Source organism: Streptosporangium sp. NPDC006013 (genome assembly GCF_040614275.1).
GTDB lineage: Bacteria > Actinomycetota > Actinomycetes > Streptosporangiales > Streptosporangiaceae > Streptosporangium.
Window position 1 is genome coordinate 1 of the sequence record NZ_JBEXUE010000205.1, and the last position, 16,910, is coordinate 16,910.

General features: G+C 70.1%; 13 protein-coding genes and 1 pseudogene. 9 read left to right on the plus strand and 5 right to left on the minus strand.

The genetic code is table 11. The features are described from left to right. The first annotated feature begins 687 nt into the window (after positions 1–687). Positions 688–1,563: a hypothetical protein gene (locus ABZ260_RS27645; RefSeq protein WP_355623409.1), complete on the plus strand. Its 876-nt coding sequence runs from the start codon at positions 688–690 to the stop codon at positions 1,561–1,563. A 201-nt stretch (positions 1,564–1,764) separates the two neighbouring features. Here the strand turns inward: ABZ260_RS27645 and ABZ260_RS27650 are convergent, their stop codons facing one another. Continuing rightward, positions 1,765–2,001, minus strand: a complete 237-nt coding sequence (locus ABZ260_RS27650; protein WP_355623439.1) for a DUF397 domain-containing protein — start codon at positions 1,999–2,001, stop codon at positions 1,765–1,767. Continuing rightward, a complete protein-coding gene (locus tag ABZ260_RS27655; protein ID WP_355623441.1) occupies positions 2,001–2,564 on the minus strand; it encodes a DUF5753 domain-containing protein in 564 nt (187 codons plus the stop codon). Before ABZ260_RS27655 ends, ABZ260_RS27650 begins: the two co-directional genes overlap by 1 nt. Here ABZ260_RS27655 and ABZ260_RS27660 point away from each other — a divergent pair. After that, entirely contained in the window at positions 2,523–2,765 is a 243-nt protein-coding gene (locus ABZ260_RS27660; RefSeq protein ID WP_355623444.1) for a hypothetical protein, read from the plus strand. The two genes, ABZ260_RS27655 and ABZ260_RS27660, sit on opposite strands and share 42 nt — an antisense overlap. 286 nt (positions 2,766–3,051) lie before the next feature. Here ABZ260_RS27660 and ABZ260_RS27665 read toward each other — a convergent pair whose 3' ends face one another. After that, positions 3,052–3,270: a hypothetical protein gene (locus tag ABZ260_RS27665; RefSeq protein ID WP_355623412.1), complete on the minus strand. Its 219-nt coding sequence runs from the start codon at positions 3,268–3,270 to the stop codon at positions 3,052–3,054. A 585-nt stretch (positions 3,271–3,855) separates the two neighbouring features. Here ABZ260_RS27665 and ABZ260_RS27670 point away from each other — a divergent pair. The 7 genes from ABZ260_RS27670 (at position 3,856) to ABZ260_RS27700 (ending at position 13,426) form a co-directional block, all read left to right on the plus strand. Continuing rightward, the gene (locus tag ABZ260_RS27670; RefSeq protein ID WP_355623415.1) at positions 3,856–5,142 is read left to right on the plus strand and encodes a cellulose binding domain-containing protein; all 1,287 of its coding nucleotides are present in this window, start codon (positions 3,856–3,858) and stop codon (positions 5,140–5,142) included. Positions 5,143–5,541: 399 nt separating this feature from the next. After that, positions 5,542–6,552 (plus strand): ketoacyl-ACP synthase III family protein, encoded by a 1,011-nt coding sequence (locus ABZ260_RS27675; protein WP_355623418.1) that lies wholly within the window; start codon positions 5,542–5,544, stop codon positions 6,550–6,552. Then, a complete protein-coding gene (locus ABZ260_RS27680) occupies positions 6,549–6,800 on the plus strand; it encodes a phosphopantetheine-binding protein (protein ID WP_355623421.1) in 252 nt (83 codons plus the stop codon). The genes ABZ260_RS27675 and ABZ260_RS27680 overlap by 4 nt, the downstream gene beginning before the upstream one ends. A gap of 19 nt (positions 6,801–6,819) precedes the next feature. Further along, on the plus strand, positions 6,820–7,863 hold the full coding sequence (locus ABZ260_RS27685; RefSeq protein WP_355623424.1) for a ketoacyl-ACP synthase III family protein: 1,044 nt from the start codon (positions 6,820–6,822) through the stop codon (positions 7,861–7,863). Positions 7,864–7,910: 47 nt separating this feature from the next. Next, on the plus strand, positions 7,911–11,690 hold the full coding sequence (locus ABZ260_RS27690) for a beta-ketoacyl synthase N-terminal-like domain-containing protein (RefSeq protein ID WP_355623427.1): 3,780 nt from the start codon (positions 7,911–7,913) through the stop codon (positions 11,688–11,690). 183 nt (positions 11,691–11,873) lie between these two features. Next, a complete protein-coding gene (locus tag ABZ260_RS27695) occupies positions 11,874–12,485 on the plus strand; it encodes an NlpC/P60 family protein (RefSeq protein WP_355623430.1) in 612 nt (203 codons plus the stop codon). 104 nt (positions 12,486–12,589) lie between these two features. Continuing rightward, positions 12,590–13,426: an LLM class flavin-dependent oxidoreductase gene (locus ABZ260_RS27700; RefSeq protein WP_355623433.1), complete on the plus strand. Its 837-nt coding sequence runs from the start codon at positions 12,590–12,592 to the stop codon at positions 13,424–13,426. 52 nt (positions 13,427–13,478) lie between these two features. On the opposite strand, the gene ABZ260_RS27705 is transcribed toward ABZ260_RS27700, so the two are convergent. Further along, complete coding sequence (locus ABZ260_RS27705; protein ID WP_355623436.1) at positions 13,479–14,705, minus strand: hypothetical protein; 1,227 nt, start codon at positions 14,703–14,705, stop codon at positions 13,479–13,481. A 205-nt stretch (positions 14,706–14,910) separates the two neighbouring features. After that, positions 14,911–16,815: pseudogene (locus ABZ260_RS27710) on the minus strand (bifunctional [glutamine synthetase] adenylyltransferase/[glutamine synthetase]-adenylyl-L-tyrosine phosphorylase); the annotation flags it as partial. Positions 16,816–16,910: the final 95 nt, after the last annotated feature.

Sequence of the window (16,910 nt, forward strand, 5' to 3'; positions counted from 1 at the left end):
CGGCCAGCGCCGACGCCGGGAGCCCCAGCAGTGCGTCGGCGCCCAGCGGGCTGAGCGTCAACCACACCCCGCGCGAGCCGTCCCGCCATTGAGGGCACGCTCGACGGCCTTTCGCGTGCGCTCCTCCCCCGACGGCATGAAGGGTGTGACGGGATAGGCAGCCAGGTGCTCGGTGAGGCGGAGCGCCACCGTATCCGGCAACGGGATGCCCCGCGGCTGAGAGCTACGGAGATACGAAGAAACCAGCCAAGTGTGACAGTCGTCTCATCTATCCGATGACGATCGGTTAAGGTGTCAGCGGTGCTTTGAAAAGTGCGATCGGCGGTGTGCGCGATGGCCTCTGGGCAGCAGGCAGGTCGCGGTGCCGACGGCACGGACGTCGCTGACAGTGTCCTTCGAAGCCGCGATCGGGAACCTCCCGTCCCGGCACGGACGCGGGTGAAGCGCCGGCCCCGCATGATGGCGGCCGCACTGCTGATGGGGGTCTGCGCCTGTGGGCCCTCCGTACCGCCGTCGGCCACCGACGAACAGGCTCCGAGCACCCCTTTCGAAGAAGGTGCTTCGCCAGCGTGGCTCGGCCCGTCGGAGACGCCCCCACCCACGCCCTCTCCCATCCGAAAGGCCGAAACGCCCTTCGCGCGGGCCTATCCCCGGGCCAGGATCCTGTGGATCCCCTCCAAGGACACGATGTCCCGGTCCGTCGTCGGCGCCCTGCCCGACGGGCGGCTCATCGTCCGCAGGTTCTCCCCGTACCTCCCGTACATCGACCACGTCGACATCCTCGACCCGGTCACCGGCCGCAGCACGCTGTTGCAACACAAGAACAGGGAGTCGTACACCGCCGCCGCCGCGGCGCACGGCACACGCGTGGTGAGCCTCCTCGGAAACAGCGAACCGGGCGGATGGATTCTCGAGACCATCGACATGCGCACCGGCCGGACCCGGCAGGTGATGAACACCTGGGGCGTTCCCGGGGGGCACTGCGGGACCGCCTGGCGATACCCCGTCGACCTCCAGTTCCATCGGGGTGAGCTCTACTTCTCCGGGTGCGTCACCAACGCCACCGGAGACGTGGGCGTCTACCGCATGGGCCCCGGCGATAAGACTCCCCGGCTGTGGCTGCGGGGACTGTATGACATCGTCTGGGAGGGTGACACCTTCCTGGCGAGGTCCCCTGTGGTGGCTGATCCAGCGGATCCGGAGGAGTTCACCGGCTCGCCGCCGGCCCGCTACGGTCCGGACGGAGCCAGGCGCGGCGTTCCCGATCCGGCCTCGTACATCGCCCAGGCGGACGGGAACCGGGATCGCCTGGAGTACAGCGACGGCACCGTCGTCGGCATGAGCCCCCGTGCCAGGAACATCGATATCTCGCGGTATGGGCGTTTCGTGGCGTGGCGCGAGGGCGGGGCCGGCTGGCTTCTCGACGCACGGACACGTACCGCGGTGCGCCTGCCAGGCCGGGAGACGGACAAGGTGAGCATCTCCAATGCCCGGTACCTCCATTGGAAGACGGCGGACGGCTACCACGTCCTGGACCTGGCGACCCTGAACGACCGGGGTTGAGCGTCCTCATCTTCGGCGGAGACCGGAGCCGGGCCGTGCGTCCGGCCTCTCGACAGGAATGCTCCCCCGCACCTCTTTCCTCCCGGTTCGAGAAGCCCTATGACAGAGCGGGGGGAAGCTCTCCGGTGGCGGCCGTTTCACCGGGCATGGGAACCGCCAACGGCTGGGCCCCTCCACCCGCACCGGTGGAGGGGCTCCGGGTCAGGGAATCAGCCCGGGGGAGAAGTCGAATTCGCCGTTCTTGACGCCGCCGACGAATGCCTGCCACTCGGCGCGGGTGTAGACGATCACCTCGGCGCCGGGGCGGCGGCTGTGCCGTACCGCGACGCGCCCGCTGCCATCAGCCAGCGGACCGGCCTCGACGCACTGCCCACCACCGTTGGCGCTCCTGGTGCTGATGTGCCAGGTGACGTCCGCCAGCTCCTCGGGGGTGATCATCATGTGCTCCCTCTCGCGCGTTTGGCACGACCGATCGCGGTCCGGATGACGGTCACGGACTCATCCGGGGTGAGCGCGGTGCTACGTAGGGAATCGTACGCTCGTGCGAAGATCTCGGCACCCTCCGCTTCGGTGTAGACGGCACCCCCTCTGGTCTCCACATAGCTCGCGTCGGAGTAAGGCTCTGGCATGTCGAAGATCGTGAAAGCACCCTCTGGGCTGGCATGCGCCCCGGCGGCGAACGGCAGGACCCGGACGGTCACGTTCGGCCTCGACATGGACTTGGCCAGGTGCTCCAGCTGGGCGCGCATCACCTTCGGGCCGCCGATCATGCGGTGCAGCACGGCCTCGTCGAGAACGATCTCTATGCTCGGAGCCGACTCGGCGTCGAGCACGCGCTGCCGGTCCATCCGGAAGTCCACCCAGCGCTCGATCTGCTCCCCGGGGAGATCCGCGTCGCCCGCCGCGATGACCGCCAGGGCGTAGCCCCGGGTCTGGAGAGTGCGTACGCGAGTGCGCGCGTGCCGGTCGACGATCTCCCGCGCATGTTCGCCCTGGTCCAGGAGTTCGACGAGGACGACGAGGACGACGAGAGGGACGGGCCGAGGTCGCCGGAGGTGGTGGCGTACGGGCTGGCGCTGCCGGATGGGACGGCGGCGACCGTCACCAGGAGTGGGTACGGGTTCGGCCGCTGGACGAACGCCCACCGGGCCGCGCATCGGCTGGGCTCCGACCTGGTCTGGCTCGGCGAGAGCGCCGTCTGACCGGTCAGGGAAAGGCGCCCCGGACCACGCCTCCGGGGCATCGCGGTCGCGTGCACGAAGGTGACGCGCAACGGCTGCGGGCGGCAGGCGGTGCGGGCGGCCAACCGGAAGATCGGCAAGGCTCGGGCAGGGCCGTGACTCACGATCAGATGACGCGACGACAGGTCCGCGAAAGCCGCAGGTCGGCGTGGTGGGGCGGGTGGGACTCGAACCCACGACCCACGGATCACGAGCACGCGCCCCCGGTTCGACCCTTCAGAGCCGGGGGTGCGTGCGTTTCACCGGGTCACGCGTAGAGGAAGTAATAGCGGTACCGGCCCTCCCACTCGCATGAATAGTCGTCCCACCAGCCCTGGGTGATGCCCTGGGTTCCGATCCGCTCGCACTCCGAGTGGTCCCTGAAGACGCCGGCCAGCCTCTCGGCGTGCGCCGGGGTGGCGCCGATCGTCAGCGACACTCCGAGGACCATGACGGCCGAGACGAGAACAGCGCGTACCTTTCGCATTCGTCCTCCTGTGATTGGGGAGATCATGACGGTGGACATTATCACCCACCACGCGCCAGGAAGATTGTCGCGCCCGAATCGGTCGCGGGAAGGAGATGAAACTTTCATCAGCGTCGTCGTGGGGTGGCGCATGTTTCACGGGTGTTTACCGTCGGTAAAGCCGGCATCGCTTTCCGAGTCGCCGGTTCCCGAGGGTCCGGCCGCTGTCCAATTCCAGACGTGGCGGCCTCGAAAGACCTCGCGGGTGCGTATCCGACTACCTGTGCATGCCATGGATGATCTGGACTGTCTTCGCACTATGTGATCTATAAAGTACGATTTATGCCGCTCTTTCTGTCCAATTGGAACGATGCATAGAAAACTTTGACCATCATCACTTGCGTGTCATATCGTCTCCCCGCCCATATCGATGTAAGCCGCGATACTCGAGCAGGACGTTGTTCTCGCAGGCGCTACGGTCGGCGCGCTGATCGCGGCTGCCCCGGCACAGGAGGAGACACGGACGGTCACCGGGGAAGCGGCGAGCATCCGACCAACCGGAGTCGCACCATGCAAGTTCGAATCCGCACGGCCATGATTGTCGGCATGGCGATGACCGTGCTGGCCGCCGTCGGTGTGCCAGCAGCCTTCGCGCCGCCGGCTCACGCCACGCAGGTGATCACTGACGTCGCTTACGCGCCCGCACAACCGGCCGGGAGCAGGGGGCATCTGCTGGACCTCTACCTGCCGTCCACCGGCATCACGCCCCGGCCGCTGCTGATCTGGCACACCGGCTCGGCCTGGACGAGCGACGACGGCAAGGCCGGCACGGACGCGATCGCGGCCATCTTCAACCCGCTGGGCTTCGCCGTGGCCGGCGTCAGCGTCCGGTCCAGCGCTCAGGCGATCTTCCCGGCCCAGGTGCACGACATCAAGGCGGCCATCCGCTGGCTGCGTGCGAACGCCGCCACGTACCAGCTCGACCCCAATCGCTTCGCGATCATGGGCGACTCGTCGGGCGGCTGGCTGACGGAGATGGCCACCCTGTCCGGCGGCGTGACGGCGCTGGAGGGCACCGTCGGCACGACCGGCGTCTCCAGCGCCGTGCAGACAGGACTCGCCTTCTACAGCCCGACCGACTTCCTGCAGATGAACGCACAGAACCTGCCGACCGGCGGGCTTGACCATGACTCTCCGGCCTCCCCGGAATCCCTCCTGGTCGGCTGCCCGATCCAGACCTGCCCGGCCCAAGTGGCCCAGGCCAATCCGATGACCTACGTCGACAGCAACGACCCGCCGCTGATGTTCCTGCACGGCCAGGCCGACTTCCTGGTACCGCACGGGCAGAGCGTCCTGCTCTACAACAGGATCAAGGCTCAGTGCGGCAACGCCACGTTCGTCTCGGTACCCGGAGCGGATCACATGATGCCCCAGATCATGGACCCCGCCCAGTACGGCCTGCAGACCGTCCGCACCACCGCCAACTGCGCCGAGACCGTCGGCACCGGCACGTTGAATCCCACCTGGGCCAACTTCGCGACCTTCCTGCGCGGCGGGCTCAAGATGGGCACCTCCTGCGAGGTCACCTACTCCACCGGCGCCTGGAACGGCGCCTTCAACGGCAGCGCGACCATCAGGAACACCGGCACGACCCCCATCGAGGGCTGGACCCTGACGTGGACCTGGCCGGGCAACCAGCAGATCACGACCGCCTGGAACGCCACGGTGACCCAGGTCGGCACCCAGGTGACCGCCCGCGACGCGGGTCATAACTCCTCCATCGGCCCCGGCTCCAGTCAGAGTCTCGGCTTCTCGGCGACCGCCACCGGGACGAACGGCATTCCGGCCCAGTTCAAACTCAACAACATCGTCTGCACGAGAGTGCCCGCCTGAGACGACGCGCCGGGCCTGAACCGAACGGCGACGGCCCGGCCCCCTTCTCTCGTCGCCCGGATTCCAAAGAATTACATTCTAGGAAACCGCGGCGTGGAGCGGAAAGGCGCATTTCCAAAATTCAATACGTTCCGTCAAAACCTGACCACGGAATGTCACCCATCGGCCCCTCACGTTCATATTGCTTTACCCAACGGTCCGCCCCTATTGTTGCCTCCGACGGCCGCCGGCCCATTTCCCGTTTTTCATTGACCGGCCGGAGGTCTCTTGATATCCCGTGACCCGAAATAAATCGGATAAGCCGTCTTCCGCTGCCTGAAGGCCGTTGTCCGGGATCGTCGATGAGTTAGGGGACGAGTGCGTACATCCAACATATTCGTCAGGAGTCTCGGCGTTTATGTGCCTGACAGTGTGAGCGTCGAGCAGGCCGTTCGTGAGGGCTGGTACCCGGAAGAGGAGGTCGAGAGGTTCCAGCAGATCGGCGCGGCGGTGGCCGGCGACATGCCCGCGCCAGAGATGGCGCGGCTCGCGGTCCTGGACGCGTACGACCGCTGGGGTGAGTCCTCCCCGCGCGATCTCGACCTTCTGCTCTACCCGTCGGTCTGGCACCAGGGCCCGAACGGCTGGCAGCCCCAGCACTACCTGCAGATGCACCTCCTCGGCGGGAACGTTCCCGCGTTCGAGATCCGGAGCGGCTGCGTGGGGATGATCAGCTCGCTCGAACTGGCGGCGAGCTATCTGCAGGCCGACGCGGACCGGGAGACGGCGATGGTCGTCTCCTCGGACAACCACGGCACCCCGCTGGTGGACCGCTGGCGGATGACCCCCGGTGCGCTGATCGGCGACGCCGCGGCCGCGCTCCTCCTCGGCAAGGGGTACGGCATGGCCGAGCTCCTGTCGGTGAACGCGACGGTGATCCCGGAGGCCGACGCGGTCAACGACGGCGCCTACCCCCTCTTCCCTCCGGACGCCACCATCGGCAGAGGGCTGAGCTTCGGAGACCGGCATGAGGAGTTCCGCCGGCGGCTGCTCAAGGCGCAGGGAACCGGGATCCACCTGACGATCCAGAAAACGATGATGCAGCAGGTCGAGAAGACCCTGGACGAGGCCGGGATCGAACTCTCCGACATCACGCGGGTGGCGTTGCCGCACGGCCGCCGCGAGGACCTGGACGGGCAGATGTCCTGGCTGGGCATCGACGAGGATCAGACGACCTGGGACTACGGAAGGCGCGTGGGCCACTGCGGCGCGGTGGACCAGTTCATCGCCTTCGAGCATCTCGTCGCGACCGGCGGGCTGGTGGCCGGCGATCACCTGCTCATGGTCGGGTTCGGCTCGGGAACGTCCGTCGCCGCGGCGGTGTTCAGGGTCCTGGCCACCTCTCCCGTCACGACGGGGGCACGCGCATGACCGAGCTCACGCGAAGGCTGGTCGACTTCATCCAGGAGAACCTCGTCCTGGACGGCGACGACATCAAGGTCGACGAGACGACCCCGCTCCTGCTGTCGGGTCTCCTGGACTCCCTGCGGACGGCGCGGCTGCTGAACTTCCTCCGCAGGGACGTCGGCGTCCCGATCCCCGCCGCGAAGCTCGATCCGGAGAACTTCCGGGACGTCGTGACCATCGTGGCGATGGTCAGAGAACTCGAATCCGTCTAGCCGGGGCGAGGGCAGAGTCATGCGATACGCGGACACGTACATCAGCGGAGTGGGAGCCTTCCTCCCCCGGACCGTCGTCAGCGTCGAGAAGGCCGTCGCCAAAGGCTGGTACCCGCCGGAAGAGGCCGAACTGCACAACCTGGCCGGGGCGGTGGTGGCCGGTGACGTACCGGCTCCGGAGATGGCCCTGCACGCGGCGCGGAGCGCGCTCAAGCGCAGCGGGCGTGCGCCGGGCGACCTGGATCTCCTCCTGTACGCCTCGACGTGGCACCAGGGGCCGGACGGCTGGCCCCCGCACTCCTACCTGCAGCGTCATCTCGTCGGCGGGGACGTCCTGGCCACCGAGATCCGGCAGGGCTGCAACGGGATGTTCATCGCCCTGGAGCTCGCGGCCGGCCACCTGGACGCCGTACCCGGCAGGCAGGCCGCCTTACTGGTCGCCGCCGACAACTACGGCACCCCGCTGATGGACCGGTGGCGGATGGGCCCCGGCTACATCGGCGGGGACGCCGCCGCCGCGCTCGTGCTCACCAAGGGGACGGGTTTCGCGCGCCTGATGTCGGTCTGCACGACGACGGTGGCCGAGGCCGAGGAACTGCACCGGGGCAGCGAACCCCTCTTCCCCCCGGGCGTCACGGTCGGGCGCCGGATGAGCTTCGCGGCCAGGAACGAGCAGTTCCGGCAGCAGGTCATGCCCAAGGGCGAGGCCACCACGGCGCTGTTCAAGATCCAGCGGGCGTTGATGGAGGTCGTCGAGCGCGCGCTGACCGAGAGCGGGATCGAGGCCGGCGCTCTCACCCGGGTGGCGTTCATGAACTACTCGGAAGAGATCGTCGAACAGCGGTGCATGGCCATGCTCGACCTGCCCATGTCCCGCTCGACCTGGGACTACGGCCGCACCATCGGCCACTGCGGGGCCGGCGACCAGGTCCTTTCCCTCGACCACCTGCTCATGACCGGGCAGCTGGGCCCCGGCGACCACGTGCTGATGCTCGGCACCGGACCGGGAGTGACCGTCTCCAGCGCCATAATCAAGATCATCGACAATCCTCAGTGGGTCTGACCGAAGGGAAACGAACGCAGATGGCCGACAGTCCGCGCGGAGTCCAGGTGGAACCAGTGGCGGTGATCGGGATCGGATGCCGCCTTCCCGGCGACGCCCGCTCACCGGACGAGTTCTGGGACCTGCTGCGCGCCGGCCGGAACACGACCGGGCCGTTGCCCGCGGAACGCTGGCAGCGGTACGAGAACCGAAGCCCCGAATACGCCGCCTCGCTGCGCGACGCCGTACGTCACGGCAGCTTCCTCGGCGACATCGAGGGCTTCGACGCGGAGTTCTTCGGCCTGTCGCCCCGCGAGGCCGAGCTGATGGACCCGCAGCAGCGGATCCTGATGGAGACCGCGTGGGAGGCCCTGGAGAACGCCGGCCTGCCACCGCACGAGCTGGCCGGCACCGACGCCGGGGTGTTCGTCGGGGTCTGCACCGCCGACTACGGAGGCCGCCTCCTTGAGGACCTGCCCCAGATCGAGGCGTGGACCGGAATCGGCGCCGCGACCTGCGCCGTCGCCAATCGCATCTCCTACTCCCTGGACCTGCGCGGACCCAGTATGGCGATCGACACCGCCTGCTCGGCGTCGCTGGTCTCGCTGCACCTGGCCGCGCAGAGCCTACGGCTCGGCGAGAGCGACGTCGCCCTCGCCGGCGGCGTCAACCTGCTGGTGACCCCGGGCCAGACCCTCACGCTCGGCACGGCCGGAGCCCTCGCCCCCGACGGGCGGTCCAAGTCGTTCGACGCGTCGGCCGACGGCTACGGGCGCGGCGAGGGCTGCGGCGTGGTCGTGCTCAAGCGGCTGTCCGACGCCCAGCGCGACGGTGACCGGATCCTCGCGCTCGTCATCGGCAGCGCCGTGAACCAGGACGGGCACACCAACGGCATCATGGCGCCGTGCGGGGAGGCTCAGGAACACGTGATGATCCGGGCCTGCCGACAGGCGGGCGTCGCGCCGTCCACCGTCGACTACATCGAGGCGCACGGCACCGGGACCCGGCTCGGCGATCCGCTTGAGGCGGGGGCGCTCTCCTCCGTGTACGGCACGCCGCGGCCCCCCGGCGACCCGTGCCTCGTCGGCTCCGTGAAGTCCAACATCGGTCACCTCGAAGGCGCCGCCGGCATCGCCGGCATCATCAAGGCGGTGCTCGCCCTCGGCCGCGGTGAGATCCCCCCGAGCGTGCTGACCACCCTGAACCCGGCCATCCCGTGGGAGTCCTCGGGCCTTCGCGTGGTGACCGAACGATCGGCCTGGCCTGAGCGCGACCACCCCCGCCGGGCGGGCGTCTCCAGCTTCGGGTACGGCGGCACGGTCGCGCACATCGTGCTCGAGCAGGCTCCTTTCGCCCAGGAGGCGCCCCGGGGCGAGGGGACCGGGGAGCGGCTGTTCCCGCTGTCGGCCGCGTCGGAGCAGGCTCTGCGGCAGTACGCGGGCAAGCTCGCCGATCACCTCGGGAAGGGGCTCGACCTGGCGTCGGCGGGGCACACGCTGGCGCTCCGGCGCACCCATCTGGCCCGTCGCGCCGTCGTGATCGGGGCGGACAGGGACGAGCTTGCGGCCAACCTGCGCAGGCTCGCGGAGGACGTGCCGGCCGAGGCCGTCCTCACCGGTGACGTGCTGCCCGAGCTCGGTCCCGGGCCGGTCTGGGTCTTCTCCGGGCAGGGCTGCCAGTGGCGCGGGATGGGGCGGGAGCTGCTCGCCGTGCCGGAGTTCGCGTCCCTGGTCGACGAGGTGGAGCCGATCTTCGTCGAGGAGATCGGCTTCTCTCCCCGGCAGGTCCTGGCCGACGGCGATCTCGACACCATCGACCGCGTGCAAACCATGATCTTCGTGATGCAGCTGGGCCTCGCCAGGCTCTGGAACGCGTACGGGGTCGCGCCGAAGGCCGTCATCGGCCACTCCGTCGGCGAGATCGCGGCGGCGGTGACGGCCGGCGCGATGACCGTCGCCGACGGCGCCCGCCTGATCTGCCGCCGCTCCCGGCTGCTGCGCCAGGCCGAGGGCAAGGGGGCCATGGTGATGGTCGACTTGTCCTTCGAGGAGGCGGCGGAGAGGCTGGCCGGCCGTACCGACCTGGTGGCCGCGATCTCGTCGGCCCCCGGCTCCACCGTGCTGTCCGGCGACGTCGCCGCGGTCGAGGCGGTGCTGAACGAGTGGCCGGCCGAGGGCATCGTGGTGCGGCGGGTGGCGTCGGATGTCGCCTTCCACAGCCCGCACATGGAGCCGCTGGCCGTCGAACTGGCCGCCGCCACCGCCGATCTCTCGTTCGGGGCGCCTCGCATCCCCATGTACACGACCGCGCTGGCGGATCCCCGGTCGACGCCCGTCCTGGACAGCGCGTACTGGGCGGCGAACCTCCGGGACCCCGTGCGGCTGACCGCGGCGACGACGGCCGCGGCGCAGGACGGCTACCGCGTGTTCCTGGAGATCTCCCCCCACCCCGTGGTCGCGCACTCGGTGACCGAGACGCTCTCGGAGAACGGGTTCGAGGACGTGTTCGTCGGCACGTCACTGCGCCGGAACCAGCCGGAGTCGCCGACCTTCCTCATCGCGCTGGGCACGGCGCACTGTCACGGCGTCGATGTGGACTGGAGCCGGCTGCAGCCGTCCGGCGGCCTGGCCGATCTGCCGCCGTACGCCTGGCAGCACCGCCGCCACTGGCGCGAAGCGTACACCGAGGACGACAACCGAGGGCACGACGTGCACTCCCACGCCCTGCTCGGAGCCGGGACCAGCCTCGCGGGCAGCCGGACCCGGGTGTGGCGGACCAGCTTGGAGGACGCCAACCGGCCCTACCCGGGCAGCCACACCCTCAACGGGGTCGAGATCGTGCCCGCCGCCGTGCTGGTCAACACGTTCCTGCACGCGGTCGAGGACGAGGACGTCACGCTCACCGACGTGGAGATGATGCATCCGCTGATGACCGCGGAACGCAGGCAGATCCAGGTCGTGCACGAGCCTCCGGTGGTACGGCTCGCGGCCCGTACACCGGCCGGCCCCGACGAGCCCGAACCCGCCTGGCTGGTGCACGTCACCGCGGACGTGGCTGCTCCGGGCCAGGTGAAACCCGATGTGCTGCCGGACGCCGGCGCTCTCAACCCGATCGATCCCGGGTTCGTGCACAAGCGGCTGGCCACCGTCGGCGTGCCCTCGACGGGCTTCGACTGGACGATCGAGACGCTGCTGAGCGGAGACGGCGTGCTGCGGGCCACGGTCCGCACCGAGGAACCGGGGAGCTGGGCGCCGGCGCTGGACGCGGCGATGTCCGTGGCGCCCTGCGTGTTCCCCGGCGATCCGGTGCTGCGCATGGTCGTGCACATCGACGAGATGGTGCTGACCGGCACGCCACCCTCGACGGTGATCATCAACGCGGCCGTGGACCCGGCCGCCGACGACACCGTTCGGGCGCTCCTGGCCGATGTGGACGGCCGGGTGGTGGGACACCTTACGGGACTCCGCTATCCGGTGATCGACGCGCCCGCCTCGGCCGAGGAGGATCTCCGGGGGCCCGCGGAGGCGTTCGCCGGCCTGGCGCCCGAGGACCTGCGCGAGCGCGTCCTGCCCGAGATCCGCGCGGAGATCGCGGCCGTGATGAGGCTGGCCCCCGAGGACCTGGCGACCCGGCGTCCCCTTGTCGAGCAGGGGCTGGACTCGGTGATGACCGTCATGGTCCGGCGGCGTCTGGAGAAGCGCTTCGGCTGCCGTCTCCCCGCGACCCTGCTGTGGCAGCAGCCCACCATCTCCGCGATCGCGGACCACCTGGTGGGGCTTCTCATGACTCCGAGACCGGGCGCGGCGGCGGAGACCGTTCCCGAGAGCATGCCCGCGATCGGGGGCTGAGGCCGCCAGAGGAAGACCAGAGCGAGCATGGTCAGGGTCACGTACCACCACCAGGCCGGATAACGCCGGACCTGGTGGTCGCTCTCCTTCGGCGCCGTTGCCGCAGGAGTGGCGTTGCCAGCACGGGGCCGGATTGTTGGGCAGACTTGTCGTGACTTATATCGACAAGTCTGGCGAGGTGACGTGACAGAGGCCGGCCCTCACCGACTTCGCGATCTTCTCGGACACCGGCGGCAGGCCGCGGCGGCCGTGCTGCTGGGAATGCTCCTGCTGCTGAGCGCCTCGGTGCCGACCCTGCCGGTCGCCCTCAACCGGATCACCGCCATCGCGTACGCGATCGAGGCCGGATGGCACCAACCCGGCTGGCAGGGCGGCGGGATCCCGTACTCCTGGGGCGGCGGTCACGGCGAGCAGCCGGGTCCCTCCCTCGGCACCTGCCAGGGCTACACGGGGGCGATCCGGCCCTGCCCGGCCACCCGGACCCTCGGCCTGGACTGCTCCGGCCTCACCCGCTGGGTCTACCATCTCGCCTACGGGCGCGACGTGCTGGGGCCCGGCAACACCGACGACCACGTGAAGCGGCTCAAGAGGATCCCCGCCGCCGTGGCCAGGCCGGGAGACCTCGTCTTCTACGGCAAGATCGGCAAGCGTAAGGTCAGCACCCATCATGTCGGCGTCTACGTCGGCCAGGGCAAGATGATCAACGCACGGAGGACCGGGACCGAGGTGCGAATCGATCGCGTCGCGGCCCTCGACGACCTCGCCGGCTACTTCCGCTACGCGGGAGCCCTCTGAGGTGCCGCGAAAGCGGGATGCCGCGAAGATGAGGTGCCACGGAAACCGCGCGGCAGGAACACCCGGGATCCCGCACCGGGAAAGACATCAACCGTAGGAGAGACATGCGTCTGGGCGTCATGTTCGATCGCGACCTTCCCCCCGAGTCGCTCATCCCCTTCTGCCGCCATCTGGACGCGGCCGAGGTGGACGACGTCTGGGTGGTGGAGGATCTCGGCTGGACCGGGGCGATCTCGTCGGCGGCCACCGCGCTCGCCGTCACCGAGCACCTGCGGGTGGGCATCGGGATCACCCCGGCGCCGCTGCGCAACCCCGCCCTGCTGGCCATGGAGCTGGGCAACCTGGCCCGCCTGTACCCAGGCCGGCTCGCGGCCGGCATCGGGCACGGCGTCCAGGACTGGATGCGCCAGGTGGGCGCCCTCGCGCCCTCCCCGCTGGCACTGCTGGAGGAGACGATCACGGCGGTACGCGAGCTGCTGCGCGGCGAGACAGTCACCCTGGAGGGCAAGGCGGTGCGGCTCGACGGGGTGCGCCTGGTGCATCCCCCCGCCGTCGTGCCGCCGCTGCTGGCCGGGGTGCTGCGGCCCCGCTCGCTGGAACTGTCGGGCCGGGTGGCGCAGGGCACGATCCTGCCCGAGGGGGTCAGTTCCGGGAAGATCGAGGAGGCCCTCACGCTGACCGGCGGGGGCGATCACGAGCTGGTGGTCTTCGTCAACCTCTACATCGGCGACGACACCGCGACGGTCACCGCGCTGGCCGAGGGTTCCGCCGAGTTCCTGAAGGTCGCCCCGGACGAGGTGGTGATGGCGGTGGGTTCCGCCGAGGAGGCCGCCGACCAGGTCAGGTCACTGTGGGAGGCGGGTGCCCGCACCGTCGTGGTCCGCCCGTTCGGACCCGACCCGCTCCCCCAGGTCGACCTGCTGCTGGCCGAGCTCCGCTAGGGGTGGTCGCCCCGGGCACCGGACAGCGGCACGGCCAGGGCCAGGGCCAGGGCTAGGAACGGTTGCCCCGGACGCCGGTCAGGCGGCGCAGCACGTCCCACCAGAACGAGGCGCCGAACAGCAGCGCCACCATGGTGAGCAGGTAACCCGGCCAGTGGCCGGGGGTGACGAGCCGATCCCACCAGGCTCCGCCGTTCCAGTGAAAGGAAGGATCGTCGGAGCCGTCGGGCGGGATCGTGATGCTCACGATCGCGTGGTCGAAGATCTTGACCAGCGCCGGGGAGCTGAGGGACTCGGTCACGCACTGGTACGGCTCGGCGAGGCCGCTCCCTGCTCCCGCGCACTTGTCCTTCAGCGCGGCGTACCCCTCCCCACCGCCGCCCGCGATGGCGGCCACCCCGGCGCGGTAGGCGTTGTCGCGCAGCAGGGTCTTGCCGTACTCCAGCGCGTCCATGCTGAACAGCAGGGTCAGCGCCAGACCCAGCGCGAACACCACCCACCTGACGTAGCGGGCGTAGAGGGTGGACAGGCGCTGCATCTCCCCGTTGAACCAGTCCTCGACGCCCTGCCGGAACTTCTGCGCGTCCCGCTGGGCACCCTGCCAGACGCCCTTGAGATGGCCCGCGAGCGGGCTGCGGATGGCCTCCAGCTTGGCGAGCAGGCCGTCGACCCCACCCTCCTCCGCGGCGACCAGCTCCATGACGGCGCCGGAGAACCGCTCGGGCGGGATGTTCGCGATGCTGGTGCGGGTGCCCTTGGGGTGGTCGATCTCCTGGAGCCGTTCGTACAGCCGCGCGGTCATGTCGACCGCCGGCGTGGGCGGCTCCGCGCGGTCCTCGGCTGCGGGCCCACCGACGCCCGTCTCGTCGGATCCGATCTCCTCGGCGGTCTTTCCCGCGATGCCCCCCGGGGCGATCCCTTCGGCGATCTCCTCCGAGACCTTCTCCTCGGCGTTCTCGGTGGCCAGGACCGTGGCGGAGTCGACCCGCATCGGCTCGACCACGGCGGGCGCCGGATCGGGACTGTGCGCCGGGCGCGGATCGTTACCGGAGAAGGGCAGCTTCGCGAAGACGTCGGCCACCTTCGACGGGATCCACGATCTGCCCTCCTCTGATGAGCCGTCCAGGGTGTCCCTGAGATAGGCCCAGAGGAACTTGCTGCGGATCCCGAGCAGCCGGACGATGGCCTCGTTGATCCCGCTCACCAGGAGCGACAGGAGCAGGAAGGCCAGGATCAGGCCGATGGCCAGATCAATGTAAACCGATATCAAAAGGATCACCCGGACCGTTGATACACGCCCGCCCCCGGCGGCGCAACGAGATCACCGAAACGGGTCGGTTTTCGTGACGATCCAGGTCGGGTGACAGGCATCCACTCCACCCCGGGGGACGGAGATCCTCGCCCGCCGCGCGGGCTTCGGGTGGGTCGCCGCCTCCTCGCGTGTGGCCGGAACAGGTGCCGGTCCCGTCCGGCCGCGAGAACGGTCAGCCCTCGTAGAAGACTCGATCCACGACCCGGCGGGCCCGGCGGGTGGCTCGGCGGTAGTCGTCCACGAAGTCCTCCGTACCGTCGGGCGGGTAGCCGAGGGCGCGGGCGATGAGCATGCGCTCGCGGGCGTCCACCGGGATCGTGTCCGAGGCCCGGCCCCGGACCACGACGATGGCGTCGCGGATGCGGGAGGCGAACCGCCATGCCTCGGCGAGCATCGCCTCGTCGGCCTCCGCGAGCAGGCCCTCGGCGACCGCCGCGCCCAGGGCCTCCAGGGTGCGGGTGGTCCGCAGCGCAGGGAGGCGCCCGGCGTGGCGGAGCTGGATGAGCTGGGCCACCCACTCCACATCGGACAGCCCGCCGGGGCCGAGCTTGGTGTGCAGGGCGGGATCGGTGCCGCGCGGGAGCCGCTCGGCCTCCATCCGGGCCTTGAGCCTGCGGATCTCCAGCACCGCCGCCTCGGAGATGCCCTCGGGCGGATAGCGCAGCGGGTCGGCCAGGTGCAGCAGGCCGACCCCGAGCTCGGCGTCCCCGGCGGAGAAGCGGGCGCGCAGCAGCGCCTGCGACTCCCACGGCGAGGACCACCGCTCGTAGTAGGCCGCGTACGAGGCCAGGGTGCGGACCAGCGGCCCGGCCTTGCCCTCGGGGCGCAGGCCGGGGTCGATGAGCAGCGGCGGGTCGGGGGCGGGCAGGGCCAGCAGCCGGCGCAGCTCGTTGGCCACCTCGAACGCCATCTCGGTGGCCTCGCGCTCGGCCATCCCCGCCAGCGGAGAGTGCACGAACATCACATCGGCGTCACTGCCGTAGGAGGACTCGATCCCGCCCAGACGGCCCATCGCGATCACCGCGAACCTGGTGCCCAGCGGGGTGCGGCGTTCCATCTCGACCTTGCCGATCGCGGCGTCGAGCGCGGCCTGGATCGTCACGTCGTTGAGCCCGGACAGCGTCTGGCCGACCTCCTCGATGTCGATGAGCCCGGCGAGGTCGGCGACGGCGGTGCGGAGCAGTTCCCTGCGGCGCAGCCCCCGGACCGCGGCCACCGCGCCCTCGGCGTCCCCCGGATGGCGGGCGACCACGGTCCGCGCCTCCGACAGCAGCGCCTCGGCGGGCCTGGGGGCCAGTTCGGTGTCCGAGCCGAGCATCGCGACCGACTCCGGTGCGTTCATCAGCAGTCCCGTCACGTAGCGGCTGGTACCGAGCATCCGGGCCAGCTGCGAGGCCACCGCGGTCTCGTCGCGCAGCAGTCGCAGGTACCACGGGGTGGAGCCGAGCTTGTCGGAGACCTGACGGAAGCCGAGCAGGCCGGCGTCGGGGTCGGGGGCGTCGGCGAACCAGCCGAGCATGACCGGAAGGAGAGTGCGCTGGATCGCGGCACGGCGGGAGACACCCGTGGTCAGCGCGCTGATGTGGCGTAGCGCCCCGGCCGGGTCGGTGTAGCCGAGCGCCTCCAGGCGGGCCTTGGCCGCGGCGGTGGAGAGCCGGTCCTCGGACTCGGGCAGCCGGGCCACCGCCTGCAACAGCGGCCGGTAGAACAGCTTCTCGTGCAGGCGCCGTGCCTCCATGGCGTGCCGCCGCCACCTGGTGGTGAACTCTCCCACCGGGTCGGCGGTCATGCCCAGGCTCCTGCCGAGGCGGCGCAGGTCGGCGTTGCCATCGGGCACCACATGCGTGCGGCGGAGCCGGTGCAGCTGGATGAGGTGCTCCACCTGGCGCAGGAAGGTGTACGCCTCGGCGAGGGCCTTGGCATCGTCCCTGCCCACGTAGCCGCCGCGGGAGAGGGCGGCGAGCGCGGGAAGCGTGGCACGGCGGCGCAGCAGCGGGTCGAGACGGCCGTGGACGAGCTGGAGCAGCTGCACCGCGAACTCGATGTCGCGCAGCCCGCCCGGCCCGAGCTTGAGCTGGCCCGAGCATGTTGGCGGTGGTCTCGTGCCCGGCGGCGAGCAGCAGGAACCCGATGATGCCCAGCTCCTCGTCGGTCAGCTCACCGCCGGTGACG